This window comes from Aeromonas sp. ASNIH2 (assembly GCF_002934795.1).
GTDB classification, from domain to species: Bacteria; Pseudomonadota; Gammaproteobacteria; order Enterobacterales; family Aeromonadaceae; genus Aeromonas; species Aeromonas caviae.
Genome location: NZ_CP026406.1, coordinates 3,509,866 through 3,526,359, shown reverse-complemented (window position 1 = coordinate 3,526,359; position 16,494 = coordinate 3,509,866). Strand labels below are relative to the sequence as shown.

Sequence of the window (16,494 nt, the reverse complement as noted above, 5' to 3'; positions counted from 1 at the left end):
ATGCCCCGCCGTTCGATCCTCTCCACCGCCGAGCGCGAAAGCCTGTTGGCATTACCCGATGCCAAAGACGACCTGATCCGATACTACACGTTCAGCGACAACGATCTGTCAGTCATCCGACAGCACCGTGGCCCGGCGAATCGGCTGGGCTTCGCCGTTCAGCTTTGCTACCTGCGATTCCCCGGCGTCATCCTGGGCGCTGATGAGTTGCCATTTCCGCCCCTGCTGCGCATCGTGGCGTCGCAGCTCAAAGTGCCGGTCGAAAGCTGGGACGACTACGGGCAGCGGGAGCAGACCCGGCGCGAGCACCTGGTAGAACTGCAAACAGTGTTCGGCTTCCAACCGTTCACCATGAGCCACTATCGGCAGGCGGTGCATACGCTGATCGAGCTGGCCCTGCAAACCGACAAGGGCATCGTGCTGGCCAGCGCCTTGATTGAGCATTTACGGCGGCAGTCGATCATCCTGCCCGCGCTCAACGCCATTGAGCGCGCCAGCGCCGAGGCCATCACCCGTGCCAATCGGCATATTTACGAAACCTTGTCCGAACCGTTGTCGAACGGGCATCGCCATCGACTCGATGAACTGCTGAAACGCCGCGACAATGGTAAAACGACCTGGCTGGCCTGGCTGCGCCAGTCGCCCATCAAGCCGAATTCCCGGCACATGCTGGAACACATCGAGCGCCTGAAAGCCTGGCAGGCGCTCGACCTGCCTTCCGGCATCGAACGGGCGGTGCACCAGAACCGCCTGCTCAAGATCGCCCGCGAGGGTGGCCAGATGACGCCCGCCGACCTGGCCAAGTTTGAGCCGCAGCGGCGCTACGCGACGTTGGTCGCGCTCGCCATCGAGGGCATGGCCACGGTCACAGACGAAATCATCGACCTGCACGACCGTATCCTGGGCAAGCTGTTCAACGCAGCCAAGAACAAGCATCAGCAGCAGTTCCAGGCATCCGGCAAGGCGATCAACGCCAAGGTGCGGCTGTTCGGGCGCATCGGCCAGGCGCTGATCGAGGCCAAGCAAGCTGGCCGCGATCCGTTCGCCGCCATCGAAGCCGTCATGTCTTGGGATGCCTTCGCCGAAAGCGTCACCGAAGCACAAAAACTCGCGCAGCCCGAGGACTTCGATTTCCTGCACCGCATCGGCGAGAGCTACGCCACGCTGCGCCGCTACGCGCCGGAATTTCTCGACGTGCTCAAGCTGCGGGCCGCGCCCGCCGCCAAGAACGTACTCGATGCCATTGAGTTGCTGCGCGACATGAACACAGACAACGCCCGCAAGGTGCCCGCTGACGCGCCGACCGCCTTCATCAAGCCGCGCTGGCAAAAGCTGGTGATGAGTGACACCGGCATTGACCGGCGCTATTACGAGCTGTGCGCGCTGTCGGAGCTGAAGAATTCGCTGCGCTCGGGCGACATCTGGGTGCAGGGTTCGCGCCAGTTCAAGGACTTCGAGGATTACCTGGTACCGCCTGCGAAGTTCGCCAGCCTCAAGCAGTCCAGTGAATTGCCGCTGGCCGTGGCCACCGATTGCGAGCAGTACCTGCACGATCGGCTGACGTTGCTGGAAACGCAGCTTGCCACCGTCAACCGCATGGCGGCGGCAAACAACCTGCCGGATGCCATCATCACCGAGTCGGGCCTGAAGATCACGCCACTGGATGCGGCGGTGCCCGACACTGCTCAGGCGCTGATCGACCAGACAGCGATGATTCTGCCGCACGTCAAGATCACCGAACTGCTTCTCGAAGTAGATGAGTGGACGGGCTTCACCCGTCACTTCACGCACCTGAAATCGGGTGATCTGGCCAAAGACAAAAATCTGCTGTTGACCACTATCTTGGCCGACGCGATCAACCTGGGCCTGACCAAGATGGCCGAGTCGTGCCCCGGCACGACCTATGCCAAGCTCGCCTGGCTGCAAGCCTGGCATACTCGCGACGAAACCTACTCAACGGCGCTGGCCGAACTGGTTAACGCCCAATTCCGCCACCCGTTCGCCGAGCATTGGGGCGACGGCACCACGTCATCGTCGGACGGTCAGAACTTCCGCACCGGCAGCAAGGCCGAGAGCACCGGCCACATCAACCCGAAATACGGCAGCAGCCCAGGGCGGACGTTCTACACGCACATATCCGACCAGTACGCGCCGTTCCACACCAAGGTCGTGAACGTCGGCGTGCGCGACTCGACCTATGTGCTCGATGGCCTGCTGTACCACGAATCCGACCTGCGGATCGAAGAGCACTACACCGACACGGCGGGCTTCACCGATCACGTCTTCGCGCTGATGCACCTGCTGGGCTTCCGCTTCGCGCCGCGCATCCGCGACCTGGGCGACACCAAGCTCTATATCCCGAAGGGCGATGCCGCCTATAACGCGCTGAAACCCATGATCGGCGGCACGCTCAACATCAAGCACGTCCGCGCCCATTGGGACGAAATCCTGCGGCTGGCCACCTCGATCAAGCAGGGCACGGTGACGGCCTCGCTGATGCTCAGGAAACTCGGCAGCTACCCGCGCCAGAACGGCCTGGCCGTCGCGCTGCGCGAGCTGGGGCGCATCGAGCGCACGCTGTTCATTCTGGACTGGCTACAAAGCGTCGAACTGCGCCGCCGCGTACATGCCGGGCTGAACAAGGGTGAAGCGCGCAACGCACTGGCGCGCGCCGTGTTCTTCAACCGCCTGGGAGAAATCCGCGACCGCAGTTTCGAGCAGCAGCGCTACCGGGCCAGCGGCCTCAACCTGGTGACGGCGGCCATCGTACTGTGGAATACGGTCTATTTGGAGCGGGCGACACACGGGCTACGTGGCACTGGTCATGCCGTCGATGATGTGCTGTTGCAGTACCTATCGCCGCTAGGCTGGGAACACATCAACCTGACCGGCGATTACCTCTGGCGCAGCAGCGCCAAGATCGGCGCGGGCAAGTTCAGGCCGTTGCGAGCATTGCAACCGGCTTAACGTGCTTTATTTTCCGAATTCTGAGACGCCCCCTTCCAGTCCGGGGGCAGCAGGCCCAGTTGGCGGCTACCATGGCCCGCCCGCTTGATCCGCTCCGCCATCGCCTGTGCGCGCTTGAACTTGTCGTCGCCTTTCGGTCGGTGGCGATCCACGAACGTCTCCAGCCCGGCTTCATCGAGAAAGACGATGCTCGGCAAGGGCATTGATTTAGCGGTTTCTGTCGGCTGCTCCTGAACCTGCTCCGGTTTGGCTTCACTCGGGACGGGCTCATCTTCAACCGCTATGGCGGCGCGTACATCTTCAGTCGTCACCTTACCCAGATCGTGCACCACCTGCTGTACCCCCTGTTCGACGATGAGCTGGCGGCTGCGGCGCACTTCTTCGGCAAACAACCCTTGGATGCCGTCATGTTGCGGGCAGCGCTGGGGACGGATGCCGTCCCCGATAACCTGTGCGCCGCAGACGGGGCATTGTTGCAGCGAAAGGTGCTTGGTCTGGGCAATCAGATCGAACACTGCTGCTGCACGTTCGCTGTGGCGTCGCGGCGGCTGGTAATGAATGACCAGGCGATCCCGGTTGCAACTCACCGACAGTGAGCCCTTGAGTGCGAGCACTGTGGGCGGCAGCAGGCATTCCACCTGGGCAAACAGATGTGCTACCAAAGCCAGATGCCCCGGCGCGGGTTCGACGATCTGCCGGGCAAGCCAGGGATGCTGCTCCTTGAGCGCAGTAATGGCAGCTTCGTATTCCCGCAGGCGCAACGGACGGATTTGCTTCGGCTTGCGCATGATGGCCTCTCAAAACATCTAACTATAATTTACTATAACGCCAATTTACACGAATCGCCAAACTCCGCGCGCTCGTCTTGTCGACCAATAAGTCTTATAGTGATTTACAGTGAATTCGCAGAGCCCGATATGCCAAGCCTTACCAACGAACAATTGCCAGCCCTTGCCGCTGCCTTGATACGACTGCGCGGGGAAACGCTGGGGCGGATCGCCGAGGCCACCGGTATCCGCACTGCCAACCTCTCGGTCTGGCTGCGTGGCAAGGAGCAGGTGATCTCCGCCAAACGACTGGTCGGCCTGTTGCACCACCTCGGTGTGGAAGGCGGCCGCCTGCGTACCGACGTGTTGCACCCTTGGCATGATCGCGGGGCGCTGGATGACAGCAAGCTTGTACTAGGCACGCTGCTGGCCAACACGCAGCCAGTGTGGTTGTTTCAGGATGAACAGCCGGGGCTCATTAAGACGCGCTTTCTGTTGGCTGGCGATGTGCTGATCCGCATGGAGATCGAGCCGGGCGTCGATCAGGCCCTTGATCTGGCGACAGTCGTCAGGGTGGATCGTGTCATCACCACCCCTGCAGCATTGGCCGGGGTGCCAATCGACTCGTTGGCATCAGCACACAACGTCCTCTTGGCGCTGGCGGAGCAGGCCGCAGCGGACGTGGGTGACAAAGAACTGCTGGAAGGGCTGATGTTCCGTCTGACCGAAACGGTTGGCAGCAATGTCGCGTCATTACGGGGATGGCAGCAGCTGGAACAAGCGCTGTGCCTTGCGCTCAAGGCAGGAGCCCAGCCTGCCGACATCGCCAAGCTGGTTGATAGCCATTTCCGCAGCGGCGGCAATGCGGACATGCCGCCAACTGGGTAAGCAAAAATGTGCTGTTTTCAGCCGTTGGGTTTTCAAATCGTGCTGCGCTGATCGCAATGACTTTTAGCTGGTCACATGCCCCGTTACTCCCTATCTGGCACTACGTTGTTTCCAACAAGGCACAACGTTCTTTCCAATGCTCTGTTGTTCGGGCACATGATCAGGCAGCGAAAAGCTAATTTCCGGCCACGTACATTCCAAAGTTGTACAACGTACATTCCAAATCCCTCGACTGTTATTGCTTATCTTGTGCCCAGGTTAGTGAGTAACGGGGCATGGGTCTTTGTGACCAGCAAAAAATATCTGTGCGATCAGATCGGGCTGCCGGCCGACTGTGTAAACAGTGTGGCGGCATGTTGGCAACAACGTGGCAATCTTGTGCGAACAATGTGTTGAAAGAGTGGCAAGGATGGTGGCGACAATGTGGTCACCTTGTGGTGGCAGCGTGTCACCATGGTGGTGACAGTGCGGCACTGCGCCCCTTGTTACCACATTCAACTCACAAGGGCAGTAGCCAAGAACAATCTTGCTGCTTCCGCAGCATTCAAATGATAGACTCCAAACGACTTAAGACGACTTTCAACTGCAACCTTCGAGCGCCATCGACATGAGCACAGAACCGTGGGTTACCGCCGATCACGTCGCCCAGCACTTGGGCGTGGCCAAGGACACCGTGTACCGCTGGCGCGAGCGCAAGGGTCTGCCCGCACACCGCGTGGGGCGGCTGTGGAAGTTCCAGCTCTCCGAGGTGGATGAATGGGTGCGTGCAGGCGGCGCAGATGAAGATGTCGGTGAGCCGGGGAGTCGGCATACATGAGCTCCATGGCATTCCCCCCGCCAGAACAACGGCGGCAGTAAACCGTTTGGGTCTTTGAGGCAAGGTTCATGACGACCACAGAACAACAAATCGAACTCGATCTGATCGCCAAGCTCGGCGACCTCAAGTACACCTATCGCCCCGACATTCGCGACCGCGCCGCGCTCGAAGCCAACTTCCGAGCCAAGTTCGAAGCGCTGAACCGCGTGCATCTGACTGACAGCGAGTTTCAGCGCTTGCTCGACGGCATCATCACGCCCGATGTCTACGGCGCTGCCCAGCGGCTTCGCAACATCAACAGCTTCGAGCGCGACGATGGTACGCCGCTGAACTACACCTTGGTGAACATCCGGGACTGGTGCAAGAACGACTTTGAGGTCGTCAACCAGTTGCGCATGAACACTGACAACAGCCATCACCGCTACGACGTGATGCTGCTCATCAACGGCGTACCGGTGGTGCAAATCGAGCTGAAGACCTTGGCGGTCAGCCCGCGCCGGGCCATGCAGCAGATCGTTGATTACAAGACTGACCCCGGCAATGGCTATAGCAAGACACTGCTGTGCTTCCTGCAGCTCTTCATCGTCAGCAACCGCACTGACACTTGGTATTTCGCCAACAACAACGCACGGCACTTCAGCTTCAACGCAGATGAGCGCTTCTTGCCGGTTTACCAGTTTGCCAGCGAAGACAACAAGAAAATCACGCTGCTCGATAGTTTTGCCGAGAAGTTCCTAGCCAAGTGCACTCTAGGGCAAATGATCAGCCGCTACATGGTGCTGGTGGCCAGCGAGCAGAAGCTGCTGATGATGCGGCCATACCAAATCTATGCCGTCAAAGCCATCGTGGAGTGCATCCACCAGAATTGCGGCAACGGCTACATCTGGCACACCACCGGCTCAGGCAAGACGCTGACTTCGTTCAAGGCGTCCACCCTGCTCAAAGACAATCCGGACATCGACAAGTGTCTGTTTGTGGTGGATCGCAAAGACCTGGATCGCCAGACTCGCGAGGAATTCAACCGCTTTCAGGAGGGCTGCGTCGAAGAGAACACCAACACCGAGACCCTGGTGCGCCGCCTACTGTCGGATGACTACGCCGATAAAGTCATCGTCACCACCATTCAGAAGCTGGGCCTGGCTCTGGATGGGGCCAACAGACGCAACTACAAGGAGCGGCTGGAGCCATTACGCAACCAGCGCATGGTGTTTATCTTTGATGAATGCCACCGCTCACAATTTGGCGACAACCACAAAGCCATCAAGGAGTTCTTCCCCAACGCCCAGCTTTTTGGCTTTACCGGCACACCCATCTTCGAGAAGAACGCCAGCTACCAGCAGATCGAAGGTCAGCAGGCCAGTTACCGCACGACCGACGACCTCTTCCAGCGTTGCCTGCATCAATACACCATCACCCACGCCATCGAGGATCGCAACGTCCTGCGCTTTCACGTGGATTACTTCAAGCCCGAAGGCAAGAATCCTCCCAAGCCTGGTGAAGGTGTGGCCAAGCCCAAGGTCATTGAAACCATTCTCGCCAAGCACGATGCAGCGACCAATGGCCGCAAGTTCAACGCGGTGTTGGCAACGGCCAGCATCAACGATGCCATCGAGTATTTCGAACTGTTCGCGGAGATTCAAAAACAAAAGACCGAGCAAGACCCTGAGTTCCGTCCGCTGAACATTGCCTGCGTATTCTCTCCACCTGCCGAGGGAAATAAGGACGTACAACAGATTCAGGAAGACCTGCCGCAAGAGAAAGAAGATAACCAGCAAGACCCCGAAGGCAAGAAGGCGGCGCTTACGCGCATCGTGACCGATTACAACACGCGCTTTGGCACCAACCATCGCATCAGCGAGTTCGACCTGTACTACCAGGATGTGCAAAAGCGCATCAAGGATCAGCAGTATCCCAACAGCGATCTCCCCGCCGCGCAAAAGATCGACATCACCATCGTGGTGGACATGCTGCTCACCGGTTTCGACTCCAAGTACCTCAATACCCTATACGTGGATAAGAACCTCAAGCATCACGGCTTGATCCAGGCGTTTTCGCGCACCAATCGCGTGCTGAACGACAGCAAGCCCTATGGCAACATCCTCGACTTCCGTCAGCAGCAAAGGCCGGTCGAAGAGGCGATTGCACTGTTCTCTGGCGAGAAGATCGACAACCCGCGTGAAATCTGGCTGGTAGACCCTGCGCCCAAGGTCATCGATAACCTGCAAACCGCCACCCAGAAGCTGGCCGACTTCATGCAGTCGCAAGGCGTGGGCAATGCGCCGGAAGAAGTGGCCAACCTGAAAGGCGATGCCGCACGGGCGCAGTTCGTCAATCTGTTCAAGGAAGTACAGCGCCTCAAGACCCAGCTCGATCAATATACCGATCTCTCGGATGAGCAGAAGGCGCAGATCACCCAGATTGCGCCACCCGATCAGATGCAGGGCTTCAAAGGTGTGTACCTCGAAACGGCCAAGCGCTTGAAGGAACAGCAGGATCGCGACCAGACCCCGCCAGAAGTGCAGCAGCTTGATTTCGAATTCGTGCTCTTCGCCTCAAGCGTGATCGACTACGACTACATCATGAGCCTCATCGCCAAGCTGACCCAGCAGAAGCCCGGCAAGCTCACCATGAACCGTGAGCAGCTCATCGGCCTGATCCAGTCCGATGCCAAGTTCATCGACGAGCGTGAGGACATTGCCGAGTACATCCGGGGCTTACCGGTCAACGAAGCATTGGATGAAAAGCAAATCCGCAGCGGATTCGACCGCTTCAAGGCAGAGAAAAAAACACGGGAACTCACCGATCTCGCCAACCGCCACACACTGGACGCATCAGCGCTGCAAGCCTTTGTCGATGACATTTTGCGCCGCCGCATTTTCGATGGCGAACGCCTCTCCGAGTTGATGGCCCCGCTGGAACTTGGCTGGAAAGCCCGCACGCAGAAAGAGTTGGCCCTGATGGAAGAGCTGACACCACTGCTGCACAAGCTCGCCCAGGGTCGAGAGATTGCTGGTTTGGCTGCCTATGAGGAGGGGCGATGATGGGAACCGTCTTTACACAGGGGGCGCAGTGGGTTCGTGCGGACTTCCATCTGCACACCCGCGCAGATCGTGAGTTCAAGTACACAGGCGATGACAACTTCTACAACAGCAATTATGTGAACGCGCTGGAGAAAGCAGGTATCCAGCTGGGCGTCATCACCAATCACAACAAGTTCGATTTTGAGGAGTTCAAAGCGCTGCGCAAGACAGCGCAGAAGAAGGATATTGCGCTGTTGCCCGGCGTCGAGCTGTCGGTCAATGACGGGGCCAATGGCATCCACACCTTGGTTGTTTTTTCCGACGACTGGTTGGCCGATGGTCATGACCATATCAACCCCTTCCTGGGCGTTGCGTTTGAAGGAAAAATCCCTGCCCAGTACGAGCAGGAAAACGGGCGTTCCTCTCTGTCACTGTTGGAAACCATCAAGAAGCTGGAAAGCTATCACCGCGACTTTTTCCTTGTCTTTGCCCATGTCGAAGCACCGAGCGGACTGTGGGCCGAATTGGACGGGGGGCGTCTTGCCGAACTGGGCCAGAACGAATTCTTCCGCCGTCGCACGTTGGGCTTCCAAAAGGTACGCACGTACAACAAGCTGCAAGAGAAAAGCAAACCCTGCCGGACTAAAACGCAGCAGCATCTAGGTGGCTGGTACCCCGCCGAACTGGAAGGCTGCGACGCCAAATGCATCGAAGAGATTGGTCAGGGCAAAGCCTGTTACCTCAAATTGGGTGAACTGTCCTTTGAGGCGGTCAAGTTTGCTCTGAGCGATTCTGCTTCGCGGGTCGCCACGGAGCCGCCCAAGCATCTCGCATCGCACATCCGCAGCATTCACTTTGACGGGGGCATCCTTGACGGGAAAACGCTGCATTTCTCGCCTGAACTGAACACGTTGATCGGCATCCGGGGCAGCGGCAAGTCTTCCATTCTGGAAGCAGTGCGCTACGCCCTCGATATTCCTCGCGGGGAGAAGGCGCAGGACACCAAGTACAAGGATGAACTGATCCGCCACACTCTGGGCAGCGGCGGCAAGGTGACGCTGACGGCCTGTGACGTATACGGACAGGAATTCACCATCTCCCGCATTTTTCGCGAAGCGCCGAACGTCTATCTGGACGGCAAATTGCAGCCCGGTGTATCGATCCGGGAAACCGTACTGCGCCGTCCGATCTACTTCGGGCAGAAAGACCTTTCCAGCACCGGCGAAGGTTTCGAGACCGATCTAGTGGAAAAGCTGGTGGGCGAAAAGCTCCGCACACTGCGAGACGAAATCGAAACCCAACGCCAGCATGTGCGTGATGCAGCAAGTCGCTGGCTCAAGCTCAACAATACTGCCGAACTCAGGCGTGATTACCAGTCCCAGCTCACCGATGCCAACTTCCGGCTGAAGAAATTTGAAGAGTACGGGGTTGCCGACAAGCTGCAAAAGCGCCTTGGCTTCCAGCAGGATGCCAGTGCACTGGCACGCATGAAGGAGCGGGCAGACAGCTTTGTGCTCGCCCTCGGGCAATTGATCGCCGAGCACGAAGACGATCTGCGTAATGCCACGAGCTACGTCTCCAAGCAGAACCCCGATTTCTTCACGGCTTTTTACGCCGAATTTGCCAATCTCGTTGCCAAAGTCGATCAGCTCAAGCAAATCGAGCAAGAGGCCCGCGCTGTTACCTCCCGGCTTCAATTCAAACAAGGCGAGTTCGATGCCGCGCGCCAGAGTCTTCAGGAAGAGTTTGCCCAGGTCGAACGTCAGCTGGCTCAGGAACTCAAGCAGACCGGCATGACGGCCATCCAGCCGGATGACTTCCTGACCCAACAGCAGCGTAAAACCAAGGCGGAGCAAATGCTGGAGGCGCTCGCCAAGCAGGAAAGCCAGCAAAGCAGTATCCGCGACGCACTGTTTGCCGAGATCGACAAGCTCAACGGCCTGTGGCTGCGCGAGTTCAACGCCATCAAGGCCGAACTGGATCGGGTGAACGCTGGCCATACCGCCTTGCAGATCGAAGCCGACTTCAAAGGCGACAAGGAAGCCGCCATCGGCTTCATGCAGCAGCTCTTCAAGGGCAGCAACATCCGCGAAACCACCCTGCGCGCCGTGATGGAGGACTATGCCGATTTCGGCGGCCTGCTGCGTGATTTGCCAAACGCCTTGAAAAAAGCGGGCAGCACGCCGGAGGTGTTCGAAAAGACCTTTATGCAGAACCTGACGGAGTTCGTCACCTGGCAGGTGCCCAACCGTTTCGTCATTCGCTATCGCGGCAAGGAACTCAAGCACCACTCGCTCGGGCAGCGTGCTTCCGCGTTGCTGCTATATGTGCTCAGCCAGCGCCAGAACGACGTGATCATCATTGACCAGCCGGAAGACGATCTGGACAACCAGACCATCTACGACGACGTGATCAAGCTGCTGCGCGAGATGAAGCCTCACGCCCAATTCATCTTCGCTACCCACAACGCCAACTTTCCGGTGCTGGGTGATGCGGAGCAAGTGCATGCCTGCCGCTATCAGGATGAGCAAGTCACCGTACAAAGCGGCAGCATCGACGCTCGTCCGGTGCAGGACGCCATCATCAACATCATGGAAGGAGGCCAGGAAGCCTTCAACCGACGCAAAGAGGTTTACAACCTATGGAAACCACAGAACTGATCGACTGCTTGAGCCGTGGCGAAGACAGCCGCCATCAGTTCAAAGAGAACTTCACCAATGCCGACGCGCTGGCGGCGGAGATCGTGGCCTTCGCCAACACCGCTGGCGGGCAGATTTTCATTGGCGTGCAAAACGACGGCACGGTGCTGGGCTTGTCTCACGCGGACATTGACCGCCTGAACCAGCTCATCTCCAACAGTGCCTCACAAAACGTGCGGCCTGCGGTGAACCCGCTCACCGAAAATGTGCCGCACCCCAACGGCACCGTAATGGTGGTCACCGTTGTGGAAGGCGTCAGCAAACCCTACATGGACAAGAACGGCGCCATCTGGGTAAAGAACGGCTCGGACAAGCGCCGCGCCACCTCGCGTGAAGAAATCCAGCGCCTGTTCCAGCAGGCGGGTCTGGTGCATGCGGATGAGACGCCTGTGGCGGGCTTGAGCGCGGGCGATGTGGACCTGCCCTATTTCGCAACCTTTTTCGAACAGCAATTTGGCGAGCCGCTCGCCCAGCACAAGCAACCGCTGCCGCAGCTCTTGACCAACATGAACCTGATGAACCACGGGCAGCTCAATGTGGCGGGCAGTCTGCTGTTTGCCAAAGCGCCGCAGTACGCACTGCCTGCCTTCATCGTCAAGGCGGTGGCTTTTGTCGGCAATGAGATCGAAGACCAGCGCTACATCGACAGCCGCGACATCACCGGTAAGCTGGCCGATGTATTCCAGCAGACGCTCGGCTTCATCGTCGCTAACACCCGTGCCACTCAGGGTGAACAGGGCTTCAACTCCCAAGGCCAATCGGAGATTCCGCGCATCGTCTGGGAAGAGCTGGTCGCCAACGCGCTCATCCACCGCGACTACTTCATCAGCGCGCCGGTGCGCGTGCTGGTGTTTGCCGATCGGGTCGAGATCATCAGTCCCGGTCATCTGCCCAATAACCTGACCATCGAAAACATCAAGGCAGGCAACTCCAATATGCGCAACCCAATCCTGGCGTCCTTTGCCGCCAAGCTGCTGCCCTATCGCGGACTGGGCAGCGGCCTGCTGCGCGCCTTGCGGGCCTGGCCGCAGATTGAACTGATCGACGACCGGGCGGGGAATCTGTTCAAGGCCATCGTGAAACGGCCGCAGGAGCAAGCGGCATGAGTGGCAATAAAAAACAGCCCTTGGTGCCTCGGTTACGGTTTCCTGAGTTCAAGAATACAGCCGAGTGGCAAAGTCCTACATTGGGCGAAGTATCTGAACCGGTTGAAGAACGGGTGGGCGAGCGAAAACTCACGCCGGTGAGTATCTCTGCCGGAATTGGTTTTGTACCACAGGCAGAGAAATTTGGACGGGATATTTCCGGGAGCCAATACAAGCTATACACCGTAGTGCGTGATGGTGACTTTGTTTATAACAAGGGGAACTCTCTCAAGTTCCCACAAGGTTGCGTATACGATCTTCAAGGTTGGGGTGAAGTTGCAGCACCTAATGTTTTTATCTGCTTTCGCTTGAAAAATGGATACGAGAATGGCTTTTATCGTCAATGCTTTGAACGGAATGTGCATGGCATCCAGCTGAGAAAGCACATTACAAGCGGAGCAAGGAGCAATGGACTGCTCAATATCAGTAAGGAGGCTTTTTATGGCGTGGCAATTCCAGTGCCAAGCCATGCAGAACAACAAAAAATCGCTGACTGCCTGTCTTCGCTGGATGATCTGATCGCGGCGGAAACTTACAAGCTCGACACCCTCAAGACCCACAAAAAGGGCCTGATGCAGCAGCTTTTCCCCCGCGAAGGCGAAACCGTGCCACGGCTGCGGTTCCCGGAGTTTCGGGGAGCGGGTGGGTGGGAGGTGAAGGCTCTTGACCAGTTAGGTGAACTTGTCTCCGGATTGACGTACAGCCCCGATGATGTGCGCGATGAAGGTCTTTTGGTCTTGCGGTCATCGAATGTTCAGGATGGTCGAATCGTCTTGGATGACAATGTTTATGTAAGGTCAGATATAAAAGGCGCCAGCCCATCTCTGCCAAACGATATTTTGATCTGCGTCCGTAATGGCTCAAAATCACTGATCGGAAAAAACGCGCTCATCCCCGAAGACATGCCACCATGCACTCATGGCGCATTCATGACTGTATTTAGATCAGGTGCGGCAAAGTTCATCATTCAGCTTTTCCAAACGGAAGCATATGAGAGGCAGGTGGCCGCTGATTTGGGTGCAACTATTAACTCGATAAACGGCAATCAACTAAAGAAATACAAATTTCGCGTTCCAGAGGCGAAAGAGCAGCAAGTTATCGCTGATTGCCTATCCTCATTCGACGATCTGATCACCGCCCAAACCCAGAAAATCGATGCCCTCAAGACCCACAAAAAGGGCCTGATGCAGCAGTTATTCCCTGTGCTGGATGAGGTAGGCGCATGAAGCCCGCCCAATCCTTCGCCGACTTGCCCGCGCTGGCCGCTCATCTGCGCAGCGAGCTGGAGAACAAGAAGACCATCCTGCTCTATGCCTACAACGGCACCGGCAAGACGCGGCTGTCCATGGCCTTCAAGGACAGGGGCAAGCAGGACGACGCTCGCGATACCCTGTATTTCAACGCATTCACTGAAGACCTGTTCCACTGGAACAATGATCTGGCAGGCGATGCGGACCGGCGCTTGCTGCTCAACAGGGATTCGCGCTTCTTTCAGGGGCTGTTCGATCTGGAGATGGACAACCGCATCCGCCCATTGCTGCGGCGTTACGCGGATTTCGACTTCCGGATCGACACCGAGGGCCCAGAGTGGGCGGTGCGCTTTTCGCGCTTGGCGGATGGCCAGACCGCTGACAACATTAAGGTGTCACGTGGCGAGGAAAACATCTTCATCTGGTGTTTTTTTCTGGCTGTGGTCGAACTGGCGATGGACGCCGATATCGAGGCGTACCAATGGGTGAAGTACCTGTATATCGACGACCCGATCTCGTCGCTGGATGAACACAACGCCATTGCCGTCGCCAATCACTTGGCGCAGTTGCTCAAGCGGCAGGACAATCGGCTCAAGACAGTGCTCTCCACGCACCACACCTTGTTTTTCAATGTGCTCTGTAACGAGCTGGGCAAGGCGCGCCGCTATGTGATCAACAAGCACCCGCCCAGCGGCGGCTATCTGCTACGGCCCGAAGAGGGCGATACGCCCTTCTTCCACCACGTTGCGGCCTTGGCGGAACTCTATCAGGCTGCACAGGAAGATCGCTTGTTCACGCACCATTTCAACATGCTGCGCACGATTCTGGAGAAGACGGCGAGCTTCCACGGACACAAGAACTTCTCGGCCTGCATCAAGCAAGAAGATGATGACCCCGACGGCATTTTGCACGCGCGCCTGATCAACATCCTCAGTCACGGCAACTACTCGCTGTATGAGCCGCAGCAGATGCTCGATGAGAACAAGGCTTACTTCAAGAAGATTCTGAACGACTTCCTGAATTGCTACCCCTTCAATCCCGATTTGTTCCCTCAAGTTTCTGAGGTCGCAACAGCAGGTACACCATGACTGAGTTCGAAAAACAAAAACTGGGCAAGACCCTCTGGGCCATCGCCGACCAGCTGCGTGGCGCGATGAATGCGGACGACTTCCGCGACTATATGCTGGCTTTTCTCTTCCTGCGCTATCTGTCGGACAACTACGAGGCCGCCGCGCAAAAGGAGCTGGGGGCGGACTATCCAGAGCTTCCTTCCGATGTGTTGAGGCAGACCGGCGTGAATACGCCACTTCAAGCGTGGTACGAGGAAAATCTGGACGACGTACCCGAATTCGAGAAACAGATGCGCCGCAAGGTGCATTACGTGATTGAGCCGCAATACCTGTGGGGCAACATCGCCGAGATGGCGCGCACGCAGGATGCCGAGCTGCTGCATACCTTGCAGAAGGGCTTCAAGTACATCGAGGAAGAGTCCTTCGCCAGCACCTTCCGGGGCCTGTTCTCGGAGATCAATCTGGCGTCGGACAAGCTGGGCAAGACCTACAGCGAGCGCAATGGCCGCCTGTGCAAGATCATCGCCGAGATCGCCAAGGGGCTGGGGCAGTTCTCTACCGATAGCGACACGCTGGGTGATGCCTACGAGTACCTGATCGGCCAGTTTGCGGCAGGCTCGGGCAAGAAGGCCGGCGAGTTCTACACGCCGCAGCGCATTTCAGACATCCTGTCGGCCATCGTCACGCTGGACAGCCAGGAGCCAGCCACCGGCAAGCGCCCGCATCTGGATAGCGTCTTCGACTTTGCCTGCGGCTCGGGCTCCTTGCTGCTCAATGTGCGCCGTCTGATGGGGCCGCATGGCATTGGTAAGATTTACGGCCAGGAAAAGAACATCACCACCTACAACCTAGCTCGCATGAACATGCTGCTGCACGGGGTGAAGGACTCGGAGTTCGAGATTTTCCATGGCGATACCCTGCTCAACGAGTGGGATATGTTGCGCGAAACCAACCCAGCGAAGATGCCGAAGTTCGACGCGGTGGTGGCCAACCCGCCGTTCAGCTATCGCTGGGAGCCGAGCGAGGCGCTGGGCGAAGACGTGCGCTTCAAGAATTACGGCCTGGCACCGAAGTCTGCTGCTGACTTTGCCTTCCTGCTGCATGGCTTCCACTTCCTCAAGCAAGATGGTGTGATGGCGATCATCCTGCCCCACGGTGTGCTGTTCCGTGGCGGTGCCGAGGCTCGCATTCGCACCAAACTGCTCAAGGATGGGCATATCGACACCGTGATCGGCCTTCCGGCGAACCTGTTCTTCTCCACTGGCATACCGGTGTGCATCCTGGTGCTGAAAAAGTGCAAGAAGCCGGACGACGTGCTGTTCATCAACGCTGCCGAGCATTATGAGAAGGGCAAACGCCAGAACCAGCTCTTGCCGGAGCACATCGACCAAATCATCGATGCCTACCAGTACCGCAAGGAAGCGCCGCGTTACTCTCGCCGGGTGAGCATGGAAGAAATCGAGAAGAACGATTTCAACCTGAACATCTCGCGCTATGTGAGCACCGCGCAAGCTGAGGAAGAGATCGACCTGGCAGCGGTGCATGCCGATCTGGTTGCCGCCGAGAAGAAGATTGCAGACGCCAAGGCGCGCCACAATCAGTATCTGGCTGAGTTGGGGTTGCCTCCGCTGCCTTAACAAAGGCAAAGCCGATTGGTTTGCAACGTGATGCCATCACGGTTCACTTTGCAAACCGTAATGGCGAGAGTCGATCCCTTGGTCGGCCCATTACTTGTGACGCGGGCGGTACAATTACTCCCTGAGGCTGATCACCGACCAGCAGCACGCTTCCGCGCTCACGGCAGGCCGGCACGCAGTTTGAGGGGTTGCTGCGAGTGTCTTGGGGTATCGTCGTAGAATGGGGGTATCTTT

Annotated in this window: 10 protein-coding genes; 9 read left to right on the top strand and 1 reads right to left on the bottom strand. The window is 57.8% G+C overall.

Annotated elements, in window-relative coordinates; all coding sequences use genetic code 11:
• Entirely contained in the window at positions 1-2,967 is a 2,967-nt protein-coding gene (locus C3F36_RS16890) for a Tn3 family transposase (protein ID WP_104455499.1), read from the top strand.
• On the opposite strand, the gene C3F36_RS16885 is transcribed toward C3F36_RS16890, so the two are convergent.
• Positions 2,964-3,755 carry a hypothetical protein gene (locus C3F36_RS16885; RefSeq protein WP_199769608.1) on the bottom strand — a complete coding sequence of 264 codons (792 nt, stop codon included), beginning with the start codon at positions 3,753-3,755 and terminating at the stop codon, positions 2,964-2,966. The genes C3F36_RS16890 and C3F36_RS16885 overlap by 4 nt on opposite strands.
• 129 nt (positions 3,756-3,884) lie before the next feature.
• Here C3F36_RS16885 and C3F36_RS16880 point away from each other — a divergent pair, with 129 nt between their 5' ends.
• From C3F36_RS16880 to C3F36_RS16845, 8 genes are all read left to right on the top strand, one after another.
• The gene (locus C3F36_RS16880) at positions 3,885-4,622 is read left to right on the top strand and encodes a hypothetical protein (protein WP_104455498.1); all 738 of its coding nucleotides are present in this window, start codon (positions 3,885-3,887) and stop codon (positions 4,620-4,622) included.
• Positions 4,623-5,229: 607 nt separating this feature from the next.
• Positions 5,230-5,439 carry a helix-turn-helix domain-containing protein gene (locus C3F36_RS16875; RefSeq protein WP_023109365.1) on the top strand — a complete coding sequence of 70 codons (210 nt, stop codon included), beginning with the start codon at positions 5,230-5,232 and terminating at the stop codon, positions 5,437-5,439.
• Between the two features lie 68 nt (positions 5,440-5,507).
• Positions 5,508-8,480: a type I restriction endonuclease subunit R gene (locus tag C3F36_RS16870; RefSeq protein ID WP_104455497.1), complete on the top strand. Its 2,973-nt coding sequence runs from the start codon at positions 5,508-5,510 to the stop codon at positions 8,478-8,480.
• The gene (locus C3F36_RS16865; protein WP_104455496.1) at positions 8,477-11,119 is read left to right on the top strand and encodes a TrlF family AAA-like ATPase; all 2,643 of its coding nucleotides are present in this window, start codon (positions 8,477-8,479) and stop codon (positions 11,117-11,119) included. The genes C3F36_RS16870 and C3F36_RS16865 overlap by 4 nt, the downstream gene beginning before the upstream one ends.
• Positions 11,101-12,264, top strand: coding sequence for an RNA-binding domain-containing protein (locus C3F36_RS16860; RefSeq protein WP_043743047.1), 1,164 nt, complete (start codon positions 11,101-11,103; stop codon positions 12,262-12,264). The genes C3F36_RS16865 and C3F36_RS16860 overlap by 19 nt, the downstream gene beginning before the upstream one ends.
• A complete protein-coding gene (locus C3F36_RS16855; RefSeq protein WP_104455495.1) occupies positions 12,261-13,529 on the top strand; it encodes a restriction endonuclease subunit S in 1,269 nt (422 codons plus the stop codon). Before C3F36_RS16860 ends, C3F36_RS16855 begins: the two co-directional genes overlap by 4 nt.
• Positions 13,526-14,641 carry an AAA family ATPase gene (locus C3F36_RS16850; RefSeq protein ID WP_043743052.1) on the top strand — a complete coding sequence of 372 codons (1,116 nt, stop codon included), beginning with the start codon at positions 13,526-13,528 and terminating at the stop codon, positions 14,639-14,641. Before C3F36_RS16855 ends, C3F36_RS16850 begins: the two co-directional genes overlap by 4 nt.
• Positions 14,638-16,260 carry a type I restriction-modification system subunit M gene (locus tag C3F36_RS16845; RefSeq protein ID WP_104455494.1) on the top strand — a complete coding sequence of 541 codons (1,623 nt, stop codon included), beginning with the start codon at positions 14,638-14,640 and terminating at the stop codon, positions 16,258-16,260. The genes C3F36_RS16850 and C3F36_RS16845 overlap by 4 nt, the downstream gene beginning before the upstream one ends.
• Positions 16,261-16,494 lie beyond the last annotated feature (234 nt).

What these genes read in the sequence shown, in the direction of transcription:
- C3F36_RS16890 (WP_104455499.1), top strand. Translation starts at nt 1, where the DNA reads ATGCCCCGCCGTTCGATCCTCTCCACCGCCGAGCGCGAAAGCCTGTTG.
- C3F36_RS16885 (WP_199769608.1), bottom strand. Translation starts at nt 3,755, where the DNA reads ATGCGCAAGCCGAAGCAAATCCGTCCGTTGCGCCTGCGGGAATACGAA.
- C3F36_RS16880 (WP_104455498.1), top strand. Translation starts at nt 3,885, where the DNA reads ATGCCAAGCCTTACCAACGAACAATTGCCAGCCCTTGCCGCTGCCTTG.
- C3F36_RS16875 (WP_023109365.1), top strand. Translation starts at nt 5,230, where the DNA reads ATGAGCACAGAACCGTGGGTTACCGCCGATCACGTCGCCCAGCACTTG.
- C3F36_RS16870 (WP_104455497.1), top strand. Translation starts at nt 5,508, where the DNA reads ATGACGACCACAGAACAACAAATCGAACTCGATCTGATCGCCAAGCTC.
- C3F36_RS16865 (WP_104455496.1), top strand. Translation starts at nt 8,477, where the DNA reads ATGATGGGAACCGTCTTTACACAGGGGGCGCAGTGGGTTCGTGCGGAC.
- C3F36_RS16860 (WP_043743047.1), top strand. Translation starts at nt 11,101, where the DNA reads ATGGAAACCACAGAACTGATCGACTGCTTGAGCCGTGGCGAAGACAGC.
- C3F36_RS16855 (WP_104455495.1), top strand. Translation starts at nt 12,261, where the DNA reads ATGAGTGGCAATAAAAAACAGCCCTTGGTGCCTCGGTTACGGTTTCCT.
- C3F36_RS16850 (WP_043743052.1), top strand. Translation starts at nt 13,526, where the DNA reads ATGAAGCCCGCCCAATCCTTCGCCGACTTGCCCGCGCTGGCCGCTCAT.
- C3F36_RS16845 (WP_104455494.1), top strand. Translation starts at nt 14,638, where the DNA reads ATGACTGAGTTCGAAAAACAAAAACTGGGCAAGACCCTCTGGGCCATC.